1 protein-coding gene (only partly in view) is annotated in these 21,611 nt (G+C 63.8%); it reads right to left on the bottom strand.

Annotated features, from left to right (window positions below; all coding sequences use genetic code 11):
- Positions 1–140: 140 nt before the first annotated feature.
- A protein-coding gene (locus tag BGE01nite_RS15320) for a putative Ig domain-containing protein (protein WP_170266809.1) crosses the window boundary here: on the bottom strand, positions 141–21,611 show its 3' portion. The gene runs 14,862 nt beyond the window's last position; the window shows 21,471 of its 36,333 coding nt (coding positions 14,863–36,333); the start codon falls outside the window, past its right edge — the gene reads right to left on this strand; it ends in the stop codon at positions 141–143.

Genomic DNA, 21,611 nt, shown 5'->3' with positions numbered 1-21,611 from the left:
GCTGGCTTGGAGAAAGCGGCAGCAGGGCTGCCGCAGTCCATGCGGGGACATGTGTGGTGACTCGCTGGTTGGGTAAAGCCCAGGGGTAGCGCTCAAGCGCGACACCGCTGTGCGCGCACACACATCCAACTTCCGCAAGCTCACGGCTCCTGATACCCAGGCACCGCCACCTTCGGCAGGATGAAGAATGCCTGGCCAGGCTGCACCAGCACCGCACGCGTCTGATCCACCTGGGCGCTGTCTCCCTCCAGGATCCAGGCGGTGCCACCCGTGCGCTGCTGCAGGAACAGGCTGCGGTAGGTCGCGGCACCTTCGGTGATGTCACCTTCCCAGAGGCGCAGACGATCCGCGCTGGTCGCACGCGCACCCGCCGTGAAGCCGTTGGCAGTGCTCAGACCCAGGCTGTGCGGGCTGTGATCCAGCAGGAAGCCGCTGCTCACCAGCTGGGCTCCCGCTGTCAGGGGAACCTGGAAGCGATGCGTGCGCACAGCACCGGTCAGCGTCAGGGTCACGGTGCCTTCGCGGGCGTGCAGCAGCATGCCTTCGCCAGGGATCAGGACACGCTTGCCGGTGAAGTCGCCCTTCCAGCCCGTGCTGCTGAGCCAGGCGGTGCGGAAGGCGTTGGTGCTCGGGTCGAAGAGCATCGCGCGGTCGGCCGTTTCACTGCTGTCGCCAGCGGTGAAGAGATCCGTGCCCAGAAGTTCATTCATGGTCCAGTGAGTGTGGAGGCTGATCTGCGTGCCCGCCGCTGGAGCATGCGTGCTGTGCAGGGCGATGCGTGTGCCGCTGGACTCGCCGCCGTTGATTTCAAGGCGCTCGCCGGTGCTGTGCACTTCCACGTAGGAAGGTGCGGAGGTCGGAAGCGTCACCGCCGCTGGCAGAACCAGGACGTTGTCACCTTCCACAGAGCTCACCTTGCCGGTGAAGAGCGCGTCTTTGAGCAGCGGCATGGCCAGCGTCATGCGGCCGGTGATGGCGCGGCGCAGCCAGCCCTGTGGCACGGAGGCGGCGGAAGCTTCCGGCGTGCCGTCCAGGTTCGCATCCAGCTGCACATCCAGGCGGACAATGCCGGAGTTCGCGCCGGTGAAGACCGCGTCAGACGTGACGTCGGCATAACGAATAGTTTCGCTGCCGTCATTGTTCTGCGTGATCGCAGGCGCCAGCACAATGCGGCTCCAGGTGTTGCTGCGTGCATCAGCCCTGCCCGTGAGCAGGTAGCGGATGTCTCCGCGGCCGTTGGTTGGGCGCGTGTAGATCGCATCCACACGCCCGGTGCTGCTGTCCGTCACCAGACGCACCACCGGTTGTGAGGTGCCGCTTTCAGCATCCGAGTTCGCCGCATACTCCAGCAGGTTCACCGCGGTGTCCGCATCCGTGTCATCATTGGCCGCGCCAGGGTGATCCTTCTGCCACAGCGCAAAGGTCATGCTCACCGGTTCATCGCTGGCGGCCATGCCTTCACCACTGGTTTCCGGAGCAGGCGTGCTCGTCGCGGCCAACGTGCCGCTGCTGGTGTTGCGCTCGCGTTGGGCGAGCGGGAAGCCCTGCGGCGCGGTTTCAAAGCCGATGTCGATCGTCATGTTGCCCCAGGTGTCCGCAAAGTTGTCGGAGGTCTTGTTGAAGCCCGTCTCACCGATCGTGCCGGTGCCATCCACTGGCAGCGTGGAGGCGTTGAGGGTGAACACACCCGTGCTGATCCCGTTCGCGGATGGCGAGGTCGCATTGATCGCGTTCTGGTCGTAGTTGTCATCCATCGCGGCCGTGGCCGAACCCGTCGTCGAGCAGGCCTTCATGCCCGCCAGCACACCACCTGCACCCGACTGGAAGTTGCTGGAAGGCACGTGAATGAAGTAGCTGCCGGCTGTCGGCACCATCAGCAGGTAGCTGCCGTCCGCGGCGCTGGCCGTGGTGGCCACAGGAGATGCAGTCTGCACATCGGCTCCGGCGGCGAAGAGTTTCAGAGTCACTCCGCTGAGCGCGGTGTCCGTGCCTGCATCGTAGCGTGAGTTCGCGTTCGTGTCCTGGAACACCAGGTTGCCCACTGCGTAGCCCTTCGGCACCATGCCGAAGTCGAGCGTCAGGTTCACGTTCGCATCTTCATCCACGTCGCTGTCATGGTCATGGCCAGGCTCGCGGCTGTCCGCGGTGGTCGGCTGTGTGCCCGGCGTGAGGTTCAGGATCGCAGTGCTCACGCCATTGGCGGCAGGCGTGCTTGTGAAGAGCGCATCCTGGTTGGTGTTGTCGTCATGACCGGAGCCGGTCAGGATCGTGGGCTGGAAGAACTCCAGCGCTGAGCCTTGGGTGAACTGGCTGGCAGGAATGCGCACCTTGTAGGTGCCTGGTGACACGTTGAGGCGATACTTCCCGCCATTCGCGGACACGGTGGTCGCGGCGATGCCGGCTTCGATGCTGCCATTCATGCGCACGGCTTCCACCGTCACACCGTCCACGGTCACATCACCGCTGCCATAGAAGCCATCCTGTGTCAGATCCTTGAAGACCAGGTTGCCCATGCCCACGCGGGTGATGAAGCCCAGGTCGATCGTGAGATCCGAATTGCCATCCACCGAGTCATCCGAGGCACCGAGGAAGCCCGTCTCAGCCGTGCCAGCAGGCATCGTTCCTGGGGCAAGGGTGAAGCTGGCCGTGCGCACACCGTTGATCTCAGGGGCGGACTCATCCAGGCCGTCTTCGCCCGCATTGTCATCACCTGCGGCCGCGCCCAGGCTGCCCTGCGTGCCGAAGAGCGAGACCTTGTGATACAGCGGCCCGCTATTCGCAAAGTTGGTTGGCGGGATGAACACGAAGTACTCGCCCGGAGCCAGGTTCTCGAAGAGATAGGCGCCGCGCTCGTTGGTGATCGCGCTGGTGCTCAGAGTGGCCAGCGGCGCGGAGGCCAGCGGGTTCGCCGAGGCAGGGAAGAGCTGCACGGTCACGCCTGGCACGCCTTCGTTCAGATCAGCGATGCCGTTGCCGTTCTCATCATGGAACACCAGGTTGCCCACCTTCAGGTTGCTGGCCACCGGCGCTGCCTTGAAGCCGAAGTCGACCAGCAGATTGTAGTTCGCATCCTTGGCACTGCCAGCGCTGCCGTCAGAGCTGCCGTCAAAGCCAGCCTCGGTCGTGCCCACAGGGGCCGTGCCCACGGCCAGGTTGATGGAGTTCGTGCTGATGCCGACGACTTCAGGGTTAGGCGCGTCAATGCCGTCCTCGCCCGTGTTGTCATCACCCGTGGTCAGGTTCGGCTGGTTGCCAGTCACGGACACCATGCCATAAAGAGGACCATTGCCAGTGCCTGTCTGGTTAGGCTGGCCTGGGTTCGGCATGTTGGGTTTGAAGTTGTCCGCGGCCACGTGGACGATGTACTGGTTAGGCGGCAGATGCGTGAAGAGGTAGCGGCCCTGCGCATCCGTGTGCGTGGTGCGGAACGGAGTGCTTGTGTCTGCTGCGCGGTAGAGGATCATCCACACGCCTGACTTGCCCTCGCCGCTGTCGTAGCGGCCGTTGCTGTTGGTGTCCATGTACACCACGTTGCCGATGCCCAGGTCCGTCGCGGCACCCACTCCGTTGAAGCCGAGGTCGATGGTGAGATCGGAGTCTGCGTCGATCGCATCATCACTGCTGCCCAGGAAGCCGCCTTCCTTCGCGCCGGAAGGCTCGGTGCCGTAGGCGAGTTCAAAGACGATGCTGTTCACGCCATCGGAGGCAGGATCGGAGGACAGCAGCGTGTCCTCGTTCGTGCTGTCATCCGTGCCGTCGTCATCACCAAAGCCGGTCACAGGCAGCGCATTGCGCAGCGGGGCGCCGGTGGCAAACTGACTCTGCGGGATGTGCAGGAAGTACGTGCCGGCGCCAGGAGCGCGCATGAGGTAGCTGCCATCGGCGCCGGAATACGTGGAGAGCAGCGGCAGGTCCACACCAGGAAGAGCACCCGTGGCATACATCTCGATGAGCACGCCCGCCACACCACGATCTGTGGCCGGGGTGAAGTGCCCGTCGCCGTTCACATCAGCAAAGACCAGGTTGCCGACATAGATGGGCTTCGGCGCGAGGCCGATGTCCACCGTGAGGTCGGAGTCATGGTCAAAGACGTCGTCATCGAAGTAGAGGAAGCCCGTCTCACCATTGCTGTCATCGGGCGCCAGTCCGGGCAGCACGGTGAAGCTGGCCGTGCGGATGCCGCCGCTGACAATGCTGGAGCCGTTCACATAGCCGTCCTGGCCCACATCATCATCCACATGCACGCCGCCACTGTTCGGTGTCGATGGCGGAGCGATGAGGTTTTCAGCCACGCCACCGGAGGCAAAGGTGCTGGCAGGGATGCGGACATGATAGGTGCCTGGAGCCACGTTGAAGCTGTACAGACCGCCGCCGGAGGTTGTCGTAGTGGCCAGCGGTGAGTTTGAGGTCGCGCTCCAGAGCTGCAGCGGAATGCCATCCAGGCCTGTTTCCACATTCGGATCGAAGATGCCGTCGCTGTTCGAGTCTTTGAAGACCACATTGCCGACCTGCACGCGCGGCACGAAGCCGAAGTCGCGTGAGAGATCCGTCGCCGCGTCTCGCGCATCGTCGGAGTCACCTTCAAAGCCGCCTTCCGCTGAGCCGGTCGGGCTGTTGGTGCTGCTCAGCACAAACACCGCCGTGCTGATGCCATTCAGATCCGGGCGTGCATCATCCAGGCCGTCTTCACCCAGGTTGTCGTCAAAGGCCTGCGTGCCCACAATGCTGGCATGGAGATACAGCGGCGAGCCGTTGAGGAACGTCGTCCACGGGATGTGCAGGAAGTAGCTGTCCGGCGCCAGGTCCGTGATCAGGTAGCGGCCCTGCGCATCGGTGGTGGCGGAGCTCACCGGCACATCGAACAGCGGTGAGTCACCCTGGCGGAAGAGCTGCACTTCCACGCCAGCCACGCCTTCACCAGCTTCAGCGCGGCCGTTGTAGTTCGCATCGATGAACACCAGGTTGCCCACGGCGACAGGCTTGTAGAAGCCGAAGTCCACCGTGAGGTCGGTGTTGTCATCGTTGGAGTCATCCATGAAGGCGTCTCGTCCGAGCTCGCTGATGAAGTTCACCGGCTCGCTGTCCGAGGCCACGGTGATGACCGTGGAGGTCACACCATGGACCACCGCATCGGCATCACTGCCGTTTTCATCCATGTTGTCGTCGATGCCGTTGTCACCGCCCTGGCCGGGGAAGGAGATCCAGCTGTGGAGGATGGCGCTGGCCTGGAACTGGGACGGCGGAATGTGCACCTTGTAGCTGCCGGCATCCAGGCCGCTGAAGAGATAGATGCCTCCGTTGCTGGTCACCGTGGTGCGCACCGGTGTTGCGGTCAGAGGATCAGCGCTGCCTGCATGCAGATGCACCACCACGCCGTCCAGACCTTCACCGTTGTCATACACACCGTTGGCATTGGCATCCAGGAAGACCAGGTTGCCGATGCCCAGCGCATTCGGATTGGCGGCCACGAAGCCGAAGTCGATGGTCAGGTCGAAGTTGTTGTCATCAAAGATGTCGTCGGTGTTGTAGAGACCTTTTTCCTCACCACCGTCCACAGGTGCGTTGTCGATGTTCAGCGCGATGATGCGCGTGCGGATGCCGGTGATGGCCGGTGTGGCGCTGTCGATGCCGTCCTCACCGGTGTTGTCATCGGCATTGCCCAGCTGCGCGCCTGTCATGGACACCACGCCACCGAGCGGCGCGCCCGGAGCAAACTGGGAGGGCGGAATGAAGACGATGTAGCTGCCGGAGGAGAGATGATTGAAGGCATACTTGCCGCCGCCGGAGGTGATCGTGGTGAAGAGCGGCTCGGACACGCCTGGGTTCTGGTCGCCGCGGTAGATCTCCAGCCTGACACCATCGATGCCCTCGTTCGAGTCGGCATGACCATTGCTGTTGAGGTCCACAAAGACCATGTTGCCCACGCCCACCGGGCTTTGGAAGCCGAAGTCCACCGTGAGGTCCACTGAGGCGTCGTTCTCATTGTCAGAGGTGTGGTCCACACCCGTTTCGGAGGAGAGGTCCGTCGGGCACTGGGCTGGGATCACCGTGACCACATAAGTGGTTACGCCTGCCGTCTCGGGCACGCTGTCATTGCGGCCGTCCTCACCAGCGTCGTCATCGCCCGCCACACCTTCGGCGATGCTCACGCGGCGGTAGAGAGGAGCGCTGCTCTGGAACATTTCCTTCGGCACATGCACGAGGTAGTTGCCCGGGCGGATGAAGCTGAAGAGATACCTGCCGCCATTGGCCGTGGTGGTCGTGGCCAGAGGCGCGTCGAGGTTCGGGTTCTGCGTGGAGGCAAAGAGCTCCACGGTGATGTTGTCGATGCCTTCACCGCTGTCCGCGCGGTTGTTGGCGTTGTTGTCCATGAAGACCAGGTTGCCGATCGCCACCGGACGGAAGAGGCCGATGTCCACCGTCAGGTCGGTGTTCGCATCGTCGCTGTCGTCGCTTGTGGAGTCGAAGCCCGTTTCAGAGGTGAGGTTCGTGGGGGTGCTGTCCTTCGTCAGGATGATTCGGCCGGTGTTGATGCCGTCCACATGCGGCTGCAGCGTGTCCGTGGAGTCCTCGCCCACGTCATCGTCACCTGCCTGCACGCCTTCGAGGCTGAAGAGGCCGCGCAGATCGCCGCTGGACTGGAACTGCGCCGCCGGGAGGTGGACGAAGTACTGGCCCTGCCACAGACCGTTGAAGAGATACTTGCCGCCATTGCTGGTCACGGTGCTGGCCACCGGCTCATTCACGCCTGGTGTCTGGCCCCAGTAGTAGAGCTGCACCACCGCATTGTTCAGGCCTTCACCATTGTCATAGCGGCGGTTGCCGTTGGAGTCGTCAAACACAAGGTTGCCGATCGCCATCGTGCCGGGCTCCACGAAACCAAAGTCCACGGTCATGTCACCGCTGGCATCGGTATTGTAGGCCGTGATGGCAGGGTAGTCGTCCAGGTCACCTCCGGATTTGGACTCAGTGCCCGTGTTGCCGTCGCCCGTTGGCTCGGCATCTGGAGTCAGCGTGATCAGCGGGCTCACCACTTCCGTCTTCGTGCCACCGGCCTGGATGCCGTTGTCATCACCGTCCACACGGTTGTCCGTGGTCACCGTGATGGCGCTGCTGACACCGGAGCCGGCCAGAGGCTGTCCGTCACCGAAGTTCGTGGCAGGAATCTTCAGCTGGTAGACTCCAGGAGCCTGGCCTGAGAAGTAGAACATGCCGCGGGAGTTCGTGGCAGTCCAGCCGATGCGGGTCTCCGCGCCATTGCCAGGGAGGCCGTCCGCATCACGCCACAGTTCCACGCGCACGTTGGGGATGCCGTTTTCTCCAGCCGTGTACAGGCCGTCGCCATTCGAGTCATTCCACACCGTGCTGCCGATCGAGACCGTCTGGCTCAGCGTGGCGCGTGGCTTGCCGAGCGCAAGATCACGCGGGCCGGACCAGATCTCATTGTTAGGCCCTGGCGGGCTTGCGATCGGCGCCTCGAAGAGTTCCACTGTGGCGTTCGGGGCGCCCGCGGGATCCAGGCGCAGCAGCGTGCCGTTGGTGTAGCTTCCGCCGATCACCGTCTTCTGCCAGGCATAACCAGTGATGTAGAGAAGGTCGTTCTGCGCATTGTACTCCAGGTCGCGTGTGTCCACATCACCCAGGCCGGCGCTGCTGATGGTGGCCACCAGCTGCGGTGAGCCAGGTGCGGATGGTGTGGCGAGGCTGATCCGGAAGATCTCACCATCGCTTCGGTTCACGCCGTAGAGAGTGCTGCCGTGGATGTCGATGCCGGAGATGATCGGCGCAGGCTGGCCGTTGGCCACCATGCTGGCCAGCTGCGCATCCGTGACGATCGTGTTCATCAGCGCTCCGGTGCTCGTGTTGTAACGGCGCACGTCACGCGTGGTGCCGTCCTGGATCACGAGGTAGATGTTGCCATCCGGACCGAAGGCGATGTCCTGGATGCCGGTGCGGGAGATGTAGGTGTAAGGCGAGGTGCCCATCGGTGCCCCAGGTGTGGTGCCCAGAGGTCCTTGGAAGCGCACGATGCGGCCGCCCTGATGATCCACGACATAGAAGTTGCCATCCGGACCGATCGCGAAGTTCTGCACCTCGCTCATGGTCATGCCGGCCTTGTTCAGGATGTTCGGGGTCTGCGTGCCGTTGCTGCTGATCCGGTTCAGGTTGCCGTTGCCGTAATGGGCCACATACCAGTTTCCATCCGGGCCGAGCTCGATGTTGTAAGGCACGTCGAACGGATTGCCATCGCCCTGGTTGTGCGCGGTCCCGAACGGATCACGCAGCACGCCGGTGAAGCGGCCGCTCTGCGAGTCATAAGTCTGGATGGAGTCATCCTGGGTGGCGGAGACGTACACGGTCGGGATCACCGGCAGCAGACCGAAGTCGATGCTGTTTTCATTGTAACCACCGCCGCCGACTTCGGCTCCGGAGGTGAGCTGGATCACCGGGCTGTAGATGCTGCCCGCACCGACCTGATGGCCGTTGTCATCATCGTTGGTCGCATTGTCCAGAAGCACCGTGGTGGAGCTGGACAGCGGATGCGTGGACGGTGGCGTGGCGATGCGCAGGTAATACTTGCCTGGAGCCAGGCCTTCGAAGCCATACTTGCCTCCACCCGTCGTGGTTGCCGTCTTGCGCAGCACATCATCACTGCCGCCGATGACCTGGTCAGGTCCCGTGGCCCAGAGCTGCACGTCCACTCCGTCGATGCCAAGCTCGCCAGCATCCTTGATGCCGTTGTCGTTCGTGTCTGCCCACACGAAGTTGGAGTTGCCGGAGGCCGGGTTAGGATCACCGATGTTCAGGCCGCGGTAGAGGCCGAAGTCCACGGAGAAATCAGTGTCAGGATCGCCGTCATCATCCGTCGGTTCACCGCCGGTGGCGAGTTCGATCACGGGTCCGTAGATGACGGTGCCGTAGCCTCCGGGCTGCTGCGCGGCGTTGTTGTCATTGTCGGTGCCGTTGTCCGCATCCACCGGATTGCCACCAGGGATCGGCAGGTTGGTGGGGGGAACGACACGCAGGTAGTAGAACCCGGGCAGGAGGTTGTTGAAGGAGTAAGTGCCAAAAACGCTGGTCAGCTTGTTCGCACCGATCTGCACGTCGGCGTTAGGGCCGCTGCCGCCGATGGAGTGGTCCGCACCTGGATCCCAGAGCTGCACCACCACGTCCTTCACACCAGCTTCACCTGCGTCATACGTGCCGCTGTAGTTCAGGTCATCCCAGACGAGGTTGCCGATGGAGAGGCCCTTCACCGTCAGGGAGGTGCTGAGCGTGGCCTGACAGCCGAAGTTGTCCGTCACACGCACCGTGAAGCTGGCGGTGCCGAAGGTGGTGCTCTTGCCGCTGAGCACACCAGCACTGCTGAGCGTGATGCCAGGAGGTGGCACGCCGGCAATGACGCTCCAGCTGTAAGGGCCCGTGCCGCCCGTGGCGGTGAAGGCCTGGCTGTAGTTCACATTGTAGTAGGCATCGTCCAGATCATCCGGGTCGATGTCGATCGCCGGGCAGACCACCGTCAGGGTGTAGGAGCGTGTCGCCGAGCAGGAGAAGGCATCACTGGTCTGCACGGTGAAGCTGGCCGTCGTGGCGCTGGTAGGCGTGCCGGAGAGCAGGCCGCTGCCGGAGAGGCTCAGGCCGGTGGGCAGAGTGCCGGAGGTCACAGTGTAGGTATACGGGGCTGTGCCGCCGCTGGAGGAGAGGCCCACGGAGTAGGCCGTGCCCACGGAGCCGTTGCCGAGCGTCGCCGGGGTCAGCACCACGGTCGGGCAGGTGATCGTCAGCGTGTAAGCCTGGCTGCCGGAGCAGGAGCCTGAGGTATCCATGGCCTGGATGGTGAAGTTGTAGTTGCCCGGACCCGAGGTCGGCGCGCCGGAAAGCAGGCCCTGCGAGCTCAGTGTCATGCCGGTGGGCAGCGCGCCGCTGGTGCGGGTGAAGACATACGGGCTGGTGCCACCGCTCGCGGTGAACTGCTGGCTGTAGGCCACATTGTTCTGACCTCCGGCCAGTGTGGCGGGTGTCAGTGAGATGACCGGGCAGGCCACCGTCAGACTCAGCGCGCGGGTGGTGGCGCAGGCGTTCACATCCGTCACGCGGAAGGTGATGTTAAAGGTCCCGAGCTGGGTCGGTGTGCCGCTGATCACGCCGCCGCTGGAGAGGTTCAGGCCGGTGGGCAGAGCACCACTGCTGATGGTCCAGGTGTAAGGCGTGGAGCCGGACGTGGCCGCCAGCGTCTGCGTGTAGCTGGAGTATTGGGTGGCACCAGCCAGCGTTGTGGTGGTGATGTTCACCGGTGGGCAGTTGACGATGAGTTCGTAGCTGCGTGTCGTTGAGCATGAGTAGGCATCCGTGGCACGAGCAGTGAAGTTGTAAGTGCCAGGCGCGGAGGTCGGCGTGCCGCTGAGCACACCGGCACTGCTGAAGGTCATGCCCGTGGGCAGTGCACCGGCGCTCACTGTCCATGTGTAAGGAGCCGTGCCGCCGGCCGCGGAGATGGTCTGTGATGTGTAGGCTGCGCCCTGCGTGGCGTTGGAAAGCGAGGTGGGGGTGATGATGAAGGTGCCGCAATTGATCAGCAGGCTCAGGGCGCGGCTGCCGGCGCAGAGGTTCGCATCCGTGACCGTCACGGTGATGTTGTAGGTGCCGGGCGCTCCGCTCGGTGTGCCGCTCAGCAGGCCGGCGTTGGTCAGGCTCATGCCGGAGGGCAGGGTGCCGCTGCTCACGCTCCAGGCATAGGGAGCTGTGCCACCCGTGGCGCTGAAGCTGGTGGTGCTGTAGGCCACGCCGAGCGTGCCAGCCGTCAGCGAGGTCGGACTCACGGTGATGCCAGGGCAGGTGATGGCGATGGTATAACCACGATCCACGATACAAGCGCGGGCATCCGTGGCGCGGACGGTGAAGGAGTAGTTGCCCGGCGTGGTCGGTGTGCCGCTAAGCACGCCGCCGCTGCTGAGCGTGATGCCTGCAGGCAGGGTGCCTGTGGGCAGCGACCATGTGTAAGGTGTGGTGCCGCCGGTGGCCGTCAGCGTCTGGCTGTAGGCGGTGGCTTGTGATCCGCCAGACAGGCTGGCGGGTGTCATCGTCAGCGTCGGACAGGAGACGGTGAGGGTGTAGGCGCGTGTCACCTGGCACCCGGAAAGGTCCGTGAGGCGCACGGTGATGCTGTAGTTGCCCGTGGCCGCGGTCGTGGTGCCGCTGATCACCCCGGCGCTGCTCAGGGAGATGCCGGTCGGGAACGTGCCGCTGGCCAGGGTCCAGGTGTAAGGCGTGTTGCCTCCGGAACCTGTCAGTGTCTGGCTGTAGGCCGTGCCGATGGTCACGACTGGAAGCGAGGTCGGGCTGATCGTGATCGTCGGGCAGCCACGCAGACCGAAGTCGATGGTGTTCTCAGTATTGGTTGAGCCACTGCTGCCGGCCTCAGTGCCAGGAGCAAGGTCGAAGACCATGGAGAAGATGTCACTGCCGGCACCGCCGGGCTGCGCGCCGTTGTTGTCATTGTTGATGCCGGTGTCCGTGGTCACCGTCGTCGAGCTGGAGAGCGAGAGAGACGCCGTGGGAGTGATCCGGACGTAGTGTTTGCCCAGCGTGTAGCTGCGGAAGCTGTACACACCGGAGCTGTTGGTGGAGGTGGTGCCCAGCAGCGTGTCCGCGTTGCCGCCAGAGCCGCCGATGGCGTTGTCGGCTCCTGGAGTCAGAAGGTCAACCGAGACACCGCTGACACCTGTTTCAGAGGTGTCTTTCACACCATTGTTGTTCACGTCGTTCCAGACCAGGTCACCAATGGTGAAGCCGCTCCACAGACCGAAGTCGATCGTCGCGTTGCCGCTCGTGCCGTCACCGTCCACCGCGGAGGCTGGCTCAGCACCCACGGCGAGATCGATGACCGGGCTGAAGATGGCAGTGCCTGGGCCGCCGGGCTGCGAGCCGTTGTTGTCACCTTCCACATTGTTGTCGCTCGTCACCGCCACACCGCCGCTGGCGGGGAAGTTGGCCGGAGGCGTGACACGCACGTAGTAAGAGCCCGGAACGAGGTTGGTGAAGCTGTAAGCACCGCTGCTGGTGGTGACCAGGGAGGCACCGACCTGCACGTCAGCGTTCGAGCCGCTGCCGCCGACCGCGTTGTCCGCACCCGGATCGAAGAGCTGCAGTGTGGCACCCGTGACACCGAGCTCGCTCGCGTCTTTCAGACCGTTGTTGTTCACGTCACTCCACACCAGATTGCCCAGGCTGACCCATGGTGAGACGGAGCAAGGCTCGGTGGCGATGGTGGCCACACCCGAAGGATCGGTGTCAAAGCTGCCCATCGTGGTGCTGCTCGGGGTGAAGGGGAAGCTCGTCATCGCGCCTGACGCATCATAGGTCGGCGCGCTGTCGAGGTCCGCTGTGCGCAGCACCAGGCCGGTGGCGCCGCCCATGAGCAGGCCTTCCCAGGTGGAGGCGCTCACGCCCATGGCGCTCCAGTTGGAGGCGGTGTTGATGCGGTTCACATCGATCACGAACTGGAAGCGCACGTTGGAACCCGTCTCCGTGACCTTGTTCTGCAGCACGTCCGCGCTGTTGGCCCCGCCAGGAGCGGTGCTGATCATGAGGTTGGCCGCTGTCTGCCAGCTGGAGATGCCCAGCGTGGTGTTGAAGCGGTAGATGCTGATCACCGGCGCGCCGCGGCTGAAGCCGTTCATGTAGATCACGGCGTGATCGGCGGTGGCAGGGTTTGGTCCCGTGCTCACCAGCATGCCGATGGCGTCCACCTTCTTGCCGGTCAGCTGCGTGAAGCTGGAGTCCAGCGCCAGCCGCTTCGTTGCCGCATCATAGGTTAGGTTGAAGTTGTTGATGTAGGCGATGTTTGGCGAATACGGGAAGTCGTAGGCCTGGGTCGGTGTGAATTCGGTGGATTTGTTCACGTTGCCGCTCTGGTTGGCATCGCCGAACACGAGGTGATAGCAGCCCGTCTCGCTCGGGCCCGTGCTGCGGAAGCCGAAGTCCACGGTCATGTTGCCGTTGTCGTCATCACTGTCGTCCAGCGTGTTGCGGAAGCCGGCCTCACCCGTGGCGTTCGTGGGCAGAGTGTCTTCAAACAGCGCCAGCATCGGGCTGGAGATGCCGCTGGAAGCAGGCGTGGCGGCATCGACGCCGCTGTCTCCATTGCCCAGGTTGTCATCCAGCGCGTCGTCCACCGGTGTGGTTGGCGTGATGGAGAGGGTGTTGACCAGCGGCATGCCCGTGGCGAACTCGCTCGGAGGAATACGCACGTAGTAGTTTCCAGGCACCACGCTGCTGAACTGGTAGGAGCCGAGGGTGGTGCTGACGCTGCTGGTGGTCGTGCTGCGCACGAACACGCCGCTTTCATTCAGCAGGTCCACACGCACGCCACCCACACCTTCACCACTGTCGTAGCGGTTGTTGTTGTTGCCGTCCTTGAAGACCAGGTTGCCGACTGTGACGAACACAGGGCGCAGACCGAAGTCGACCGTGATTTCAGCATTGCTGCCGAATGGCGCGAGGAGGTTGCCCGGCTCGGTCAGGGCCTGCAGGTTCACCATCATGGAGTAGATGGGGGCGCCTGTGGATGCCTGGGTGATGCCGTTGTTGTCATTGTCCACACCATTGTCCGTGCTGCTGCTGGTGCTGCTGCGGCGCGGGTGGGAGATCGGTGGCGTCAGCTTGATATAGTAGTTGCCGATGCTCAGTCCGGAGAAGCTGTAAGCGCCGCTGCTGTCTGTGGTGATGGTGCTGCCCACCTTCACATCGTCAGCATTGTTCACCGTCGTGTCGGTGGACTTGTAGAGTTCCAGCGGCACGCCGGCCACACCAGTCTCACCGGCATCCACGATGCCGTCGTTGTCCAGGTCACCCCAGACAAAGTTACCGATGCTCATGTTGGCCGTGAAGCCGAAATCGACCGTCATGTCGCGGTGGGTCGAACCGCCGCTGCCAGGCTCCACACCGAGCGCGAGATTGATGATCGGGCTGGTGACTGCCGTGCCGATGCCGCCCGGCTGGTTGCCATTGCTGTCATTGTCCACGCCGTTGTCTGAGTTGACGGCCGGCGAGGCCGTGGACCATTCAGAGTTCGGTGTCGGGATCCTGACGAAGTAGTTGCCCGCGGACAGCCCGCTGAAGAGGTAGTAGCCGTTGGCATCAGTGACCATCGTGGCATGCAGCGTGTCATCAGCCGTGTTCACGGTGTTGTCCGCACCGGAGCGCCACAGCTGCATGGTGAGGCCAGCCAGGCCAGGCTCGCGTGCATTCTTCAGACCGTTGCCGTTCAGGTCGCTCCAGACGAAGTCACCGATGCTCAGCGTTGCTGGTGCGCAGGTGGCATTGCCTTCCAGGATCACGTTGTCGATGTCGATGTAGCCCGTGCTGTCGCCGCCCCAGAGATAGATCTCGAGGAGGAAGGACTTGCCTGCGAGCTGCGAGCCGGTCGGCAGCGCGGTGGCTCCGCCGATGAAGCTCGTCCAGTTCAGGTTCATGGAGTACCAGGCAGGCTGCGCGGCGATGGAGAAGGTGTCCGTCGTCGCGGTGTAGTAGGAGCTGCCCTCTTTCCAGGTGAGGAAGGCCTTGCCGCTCACGGGGGAGGTGGAGTTCACACGCTGCACGTCAAAGAGCAGCTTGCCGATGTTGCCGGTCGTCGTCGGGTCAAAGTCAAAGCGCGCCCAAAGACTGTCGCGTCCCTGGGTCAGACTGGTGCGCGTGTTGTTAAAGGTCGTGTCGTAGGTCGAGTCCCAGTCACGCACACGACGGCTGAGCGCACCACTCTTGATCGGACCGCTGTACGCTGGCTCGCTGACGTCCGTGAGGCCGTTGAGGTCTTCCTCCACCTGGATCTTGGGAGCGTTGACGATGGCGGAGTTCTGGTAGCTCGGCGGAGCTGGCAGACCATTGCTGGCGGTGTTCAGGTCGTACTCGAGCAGCGGCGTTGCACTTGGCACCGTGCGCAGACCGAAGTCGATGCTGTCATCCACATCGGCGCCACCAGTGATGTCACCAGGCTCGCGGGCGATGGCCAAGGTGATGATCGGGCTCGTGATCGCCGTGCCGGAACCGCCGGCCTGAGAACCGTTGTTGTCACCGTCCACACCATTGTCGGAAGTCACGATGATACCGGAGGAGAACGGCGTGGCCGTGGGTGGTGTGGCGATGCGCACATAGTACATGCCCGGAGCCAGGCCGCTGAAGCTGTAGATGCCGCTGGCCGAGGTGGTCGTCGTGCCCTGGGAGACGTCATCCGCGTCACCGATGGTGGCATTGGTGGTCTTGAAGATTTGCAGCGAGACACCGCTGATGCCGTTCTCACCAGCGTCGAGCGTGCCGTCCTGATCCAGATCGTTCCAGACCAGATTGCCGAGGCTCAGGCTCTTGATCGTGATGCTGCGGGTGCCTGTGACCGGGCAGCCGTAGGTATCGACAGAGCGGATGTCAAAGGTGGACGTGCCGACGGTGGTCGGCGTGCCGCTGATGACACCTGCATTGCTGATGGAAAGGCCCGCTGGCAGGCTGCCGCTGACCACCGAATAAGTGTAAGGCGCAGTGCCGTCTGCGGTCGTCATGGTCTGGCTGTAGGCCACGCCCACATAGCCGGTGCCCAGCGAGGCAGGTCCCAGGGTCAGCACTGGGCAGACCGTGGTCAGCGTGAAGGTGCGTGTGGCACCGCAGACGCAGGAGTCACTGGCGCGCACGGTAAACGTGGCCGTGGTCGCGGAGGTCGGCACACCGGAGATGGTGCCCGAGGGAGAGAGTGACAGGCCGGGTGGCAGTGCGCCCGAGACAATCTGCCACACATAAGGCGCGATACCGCCCGTGGCTTCCAGGTTGCCCGTGTATCCGCCCTCGGCCTGCAGGTTCGCCGAGTAGGTCGAGCCCGTGACGCCGTTGGACAGAGTATCCGTGATGATGTTCAGGGCCGGGCAGTTGACGGTCAGCGTGTAGTCCTTCGTGGACACGCAACCGCGTGTGTCGACGGCTTGGATCGTGAAGTTGTTAGGCCCGATCGAGCACAGCGGAGAGCCGATGATGCGTGCCTGCGTGCTGGCGGCCGGATCGGACTGGATCAGTGTCAGACCGCTGACGGTCGCAAAGGTTCGTCCAATGCCCAGCACGGTCGTGTTCAGGGTCGCGCTGCCTTTGAAGCGCAGGGACAGAGCCCCGGCGGGCATCGTCGAAGGCATCATGTAGGTCAGCGTCACCGTGCCGCTGGTCACGCCGGTGCCGAAGACGCCGAGCAGGTTCACCAGCGTGGAGGATGTCTGCGTGGTGAGCACGTTGCCGGCACCATCCAGCAGTTCCACGGTGAAGGTCGGGGTGATGCCAAGACCGGATTGCAGGAGGCCGTTGCTTCCGTTCACGTAGAAGCTGATGACGTATCGTTTGTTCGGCAGCGGGACGATCTCCTGGCCGGGTTTGTCAAAGGTCGCCGTGGCTTCCCACGTCGAGGCGACGGAAGTACCAGTGCCCAGCGCGCCGAGCAGGCTCGCGTTGTTGTTGCTCATGCGGAAGTACATCGCCGCCGTGTCCAGCTGCACGCTCGCACCTGTTTCCAGGATGCCGAGACCCAGAAGGCCCACGCTGGCACCGCCTGTGGCTTTCATCGTCCAGATGCCCAGATCGGTTGGTCCTGCGCTGCCACCTGTGTTGACGGAGAGGATGCCGCCGTTGGGTGGATCCACCGTCACGGAACCCGCCGGGTTGAAGATGTCATTGTAGACCGTGCCAGGACCCGCAAGACTCATCGGACCTGGGATCAGGCTGAGGCCGGAGGGCAGGGCACCGCCGGACACGCTCCACACATAGGGACCTGTGCCGCCAGTGGCGCTGAGAGTCTGCAGGTAACCCTGGCTGACGGTGCCTGCGGGCATGGAGGCCGGGTTGATGGTGATGGCCGGGCACCCGATGCTCAGCGTGTAGCTGCGCGTGCCTGTGCAACCATTCGCGTCTGTGGCCTGGGCCACAAAGTTAAAGCCGCCGACCTGGCTGGTCGTGCCGCTGAGCAGACCGCCTGCGCTCAAGGTGATGCCCGTGGGCAGCGTGCCGCTCTGGACACTCCAGGCATAAGCAGCCGTGCCACCGCTGGCCGTAAGCGTCTGCGTGAAGGCAGTGTTCGCCGTGCCGGCTGGCAGTGTGTCAGGACTCACGGTGATCGTCGGGCAGACCACGGTCAGAGTGTAGGCGCGTGTGACGGCGCAGGTCTGGCTGTCCGTGACACGGGCGGTGAAGGAGAAGGCACCAGGTGCAGCCGTGGCAGCGCCGCTGAGCACACCTGCCGTGCTGAGAGTCACACCTGCTGGCAGTGAGCCCGTGGTGATGTCCCAGACATAACCACCATTGCCGCCGGAAGCGGTGAGCGTCTGGCTGTAGGCCGCATACTGCGTGGCGTTCGGCACGCTCACGGGCGTGATGGCGATGGCCGGGCAGGTCACGGTGATGCTGTAGGCGCGCGTGGCCACGCAGGACTGCGCATCCGTGGCGCGGACGGTGAAGTTGTACACTCCCGGCACCGCCGTGGGGGTGCCGCTGACCATGCCGGCGGAACTGAGGCTCATGCCAGTCGGCAGTGCGCCGCTGTTGATGGAGAAGGCATAAGGCGCATTGCCACCGCTCGCCGAGAGGGTTTGCGGTGTGTAAGCGGCAAACTGCTGCGCATTGGCAAAGGTCGTGTTCGAAAGTGTGATCACCGGGCAGGTGACGACCAGCGTGTAGGCGCGTGTGGCCGTACAATTGTTCGCGTCGCGGGCCTGCACCGTGAAGTTGTAGGTGCCTGGATTGCTGCCCGGCGTGCCGCTCAGCGTGCCGGTGTTGCTCAGAGTCATGCCTGTGGGCAGAGTGCCGGAGAACACGCTGTAGGCATACGGTGCGGTGCCGCCGCTGGCCGTGATGTTCTGCGTGGCATAGGCCGCATACTGCGCCGCATCCGGCACGGTGGTCGGAGAGATGGCGATGGCAGGGCAGTTGATGAGCAGGGCGTAGCTGCGCACGCCTGGGTAGCCGTTCACGTCGCTGGCACGAGCCACGAAGTCATAGGTGGCAGGCACGCTGGTCGGAGTTCCGCTCAGCAGCCCGGAGGTGGCATTGATCGTTAGGCCGGCAGGCATGCCGTTGTTGCCCGTCATGGTCGAAGTATAGCGGCTGAGCACCTCGGCGGCGCTGAGCGCACGGCTGTAGAGCGCCGCTTCATCGATGCCACCTTTGAAGGCTGCGCTGCCGCCGCCATGGTTGCCGATCTGGAAGGCATCCGTGCTGTGGGTGATCGCCGTGCTGTAAGCCTTCGAGCCCACCTGCGCGCCATTCACATACAGGCGCATGGTCGTTCCGTCATAGGTGGCCACCACATGACTCCAGTCTCCTGCGGTCAGTGTCGTGGTGATGCTGTTGCCCGCGCGGTCATTCAGCCAGAAGCCGAAGCTGCTCGTGCTGCCGAGATAGCCCAGCCCATAGCCATCCGTGCCTGCGGAGCCTGTGGTCTTGGTGATGATGGTGCCATTCGTGGTTAGGCCGGAGGTGGCTGGATTCACCCACGCTTCCAGGGTGATTTGCGCAGGCTTCAGCGTGCTGCTGTCCAGGGCTTCCACGAGGTCATCCACGCCGTCGAAGTTGTAGGCACGGCCGATTTTGCCATTCTGATAGGCCAGACCGCCGTAAGCCACGGAGAGGTTCGCGGCCAGCGCATCCGCAGGGCCGTTTTCAGCGATCCACCATGAGACCATGCCGGAAGGCATCGGCGGACTGGCGCTCCAGGTGTAGGGAGATGTGCCACCGCTGGAGCTGAGTGCCTGCGAGTAGCTCGCATACTGGGTGCCGGCCGGGAGGGTTGTCGGCGTCACCGTCACGATCGGTGCCAGCACGGTGAGCGTGTAGGTGCGTGTGGCGGAGCATCCAGTGGGTCCGTCGGCACTGCGCACTGTGAAGGTGTGGTAGCCAGGCATCGCCGAGGCATTGGGTGTGCCGCTGAGCACACCGCCGCTCGTCAGCGTCAGGCCGGCGGGCAGGGCGCCGCTGCTCACGCTCCAGGAGTAGGGGCCGGTGCCGCCGGTGGAGCTGAGGTTCACGCTATACGGACTGTACTGCGTGGCCGCGGCCAGCGAGCTCGGGCTGATCGTGATGGCCGGACAGACGCGGAAGCCGAAGTCAATCGTGTTTTCAATGTTGGTTACGCCAGTCACGCCTGGTTCGCTGCCTGCCGCCAGGGTGATCAGCGGGCTGGTCACTGCCGTGCCCGTGCCGCCGGCCTGGAGGGCATTGGAGTCATTGTCCTCACCGTTGTCCGCAGGGTCGTTCACGGCGGCGATGAGCGGGAATGAGGCCGACGGAGTTGGGATGCGGATGCGATACTGGCCGGGCTGATAGGTGACAAAGTTGTACACACCGCTCGCATTCGTTGTCGTGGTCTGCAGCACGGTGTTGGAGCTGTTGAGAAGCTCCACGGTGAGTCCGCTGATGCCGTTTTCGGTGCCGCTCTGGAAGGCGCCGTCGCTGTTGGCGTCCGCCCAGACTTGGTTGCCGATCGTGATGCCGCTCCACACACCGAAGTCGATCGAGAGCTCGGTGTCAGGATTGGTGTCGCCATCATTCACACTCTCATCACCTGTGCTGAGGGTGATCACGGGACTGAGGATTGCCGTGCCAGGTCCGCCAGGCTGCGAGCCGTTGTTGTCATTGTTCACTCCGTTGTCCAGAGCGACCGGCGTGCCGGCTGTCGCGGGCAGGGAAGCTGGGGGAGTCACTTTCACCACATACTTGCCAGCGGCGAGACCATTGAAGTTATAGGCACCGGAAGGCGTGGACGTCGTGCTGGCGACGAGCAGGTCGTCCGCGTCACCGGCGGTGTTGTTGCCGCTGGTGTAGAGCTGCACCGTCACATTGCTGACACCCAGCTCGGCGCTGTCACGCAGACCATTGTTGTTGGTGTCGTTCCAGATCTGGTTGCCCAGCGTCAGGGTGTTGGAGGCGCTCACTTCGCAGACCGTCAGGTGATCCATCGCGATCGGGCCGCTGTTGGATCCGGCGGAGAAGATCAGCGTGGCCGTGTCGATCTGGGAAGCCAGGGCACCGTTGGCCACGCGGAAGCGCCAGGTGAACTGCCGCCACATTGGCTGCGTGCTGTTCGCCGCCGCTTCAGACCAGTTGTTGTAATCGGCCGAACCAAAAGCAGGGAAGCTGCCGCCACTGCCGCTGAATCCGCAGCACTGCTGCTCGCCCGGCGCTGTGCCGTTCATCTCACCCTGGCTCACCGTGTAGTATTGGTAGAGGCCCGGTGTCGTGCCGGTGATGACCTGCCAGATTTGAGCATTCGCACCCAGGTCGAGCACGACGGATGCCGCCGCGCTGCTGGCGGTCGCCGCCCAGATGGACACCTGATACTCACGCCCTGGCTGTAGCACCGTGCTCCAGGCTCCGCCCCCTGCGGCACGCAGGCTCACGCAGGAGTTCGTGCCCTGGAAAAGCATGTACCGTCGGCCGTGGCGCGCCTTGTAGGACTCCACCCAGCTCACACGCGATCCGCTGTTGCCGGCCAGCACCTGCACACGCTGGATGGGCTCGCCCACACCGCTGGTGCCGTTCGTGCCACCCACCCACTGCAGACCGTTGATGTTCGTGCCGAAGTCTGTTCCCGTGCCATTGTAGCCGAGCAGCGCGCTGGCCGTGCCGGTGGCGTTCGGAAGCTGCTGGAATTCGAAGCTCGCATTGTCCACCAGGGTGTGGGCGTAGCAGAGGTCCAGATTCGCAAAGGCGAAGTCGATGGTGCTGTCGCGATCGCTGTCATCACCATCCACACCGGCGCCAGGTTCAGCGCCTGCGGTCAGTGTGATCAGATGGCTCACCACCGCGGTGCCCGGGCCGGCTGGCTGCACACCGTTGCTGTCATTGTTGATGCCGTTGTCCGTGGTGACGGAGGTCGTGCTGATCGTCGGGTAGTAGGTCGGCGGAGTCGGGATGCGCACGTAATACACACCGGGCACCAGATTGAGGAAGTTGTAGGCACCGTTGGTGTCGGACAGGACTTCCGTCACCTTCACGTCATCGCCGCTGCCATTGTCACGCACGCCATTGCTGCCTGCGGTCCAGAGTTCCAGGCGGAGACCTGCCACACCCGCCTCCGTGTTGCCGCGCAGGCCGTCATTGTTCGTGTCCACCCAGACCAGGTTGCCGATGCCGAGGTTGTGGGACTGCAAGGTGAGCGCCTGTGTCACGGAGCAGCCGTTCACGTCTGCGACACGGACGGTGATGTTGGCCGCGGTGGAGACAGTGGGGCTGCCGCTGATCTGACCGGTGCTGCTGTTCAGGCTCAGGCCTGCGGGCAGTGTGCCGCTGGCGAGATCCCAGGTCAGCGGCGCCACGCCGCCTGTGGAGCTCAGCGTCTGGCTGTAGGCAGTGCCGGAGTAGGCGTCCGGCAGTGACGTGGTGGTGATCGCCATGGCCGGGCAGTTCGCGGAGACGCTGTAGGTGCGGGTGCCGAAGCAGGCGCTTCCATCCGAAACACTGATGGTGAAGCTGCTGGTGCCTGGAGTGGTCACCGTGCCGCTGATCTGGCCGGTCACGTCATTCAGGGCCAGCCCGGTCGGCAGCGCGCCGCTGCTGAGGACATAGCGATAGGTCTGCCAGCCTGTGACAGGCTG

Source organism: Prosthecobacter gellanilyticus (assembly GCF_007992435.1).
GTDB lineage: Bacteria > Verrucomicrobiota > Verrucomicrobiia > Verrucomicrobiales > Verrucomicrobiaceae > Prosthecobacter > Prosthecobacter gellanilyticus.
The sequence above is the reverse complement of the archived record's forward strand: the minus strand, read 5'-3'. Positions and strand labels throughout refer to the sequence as shown.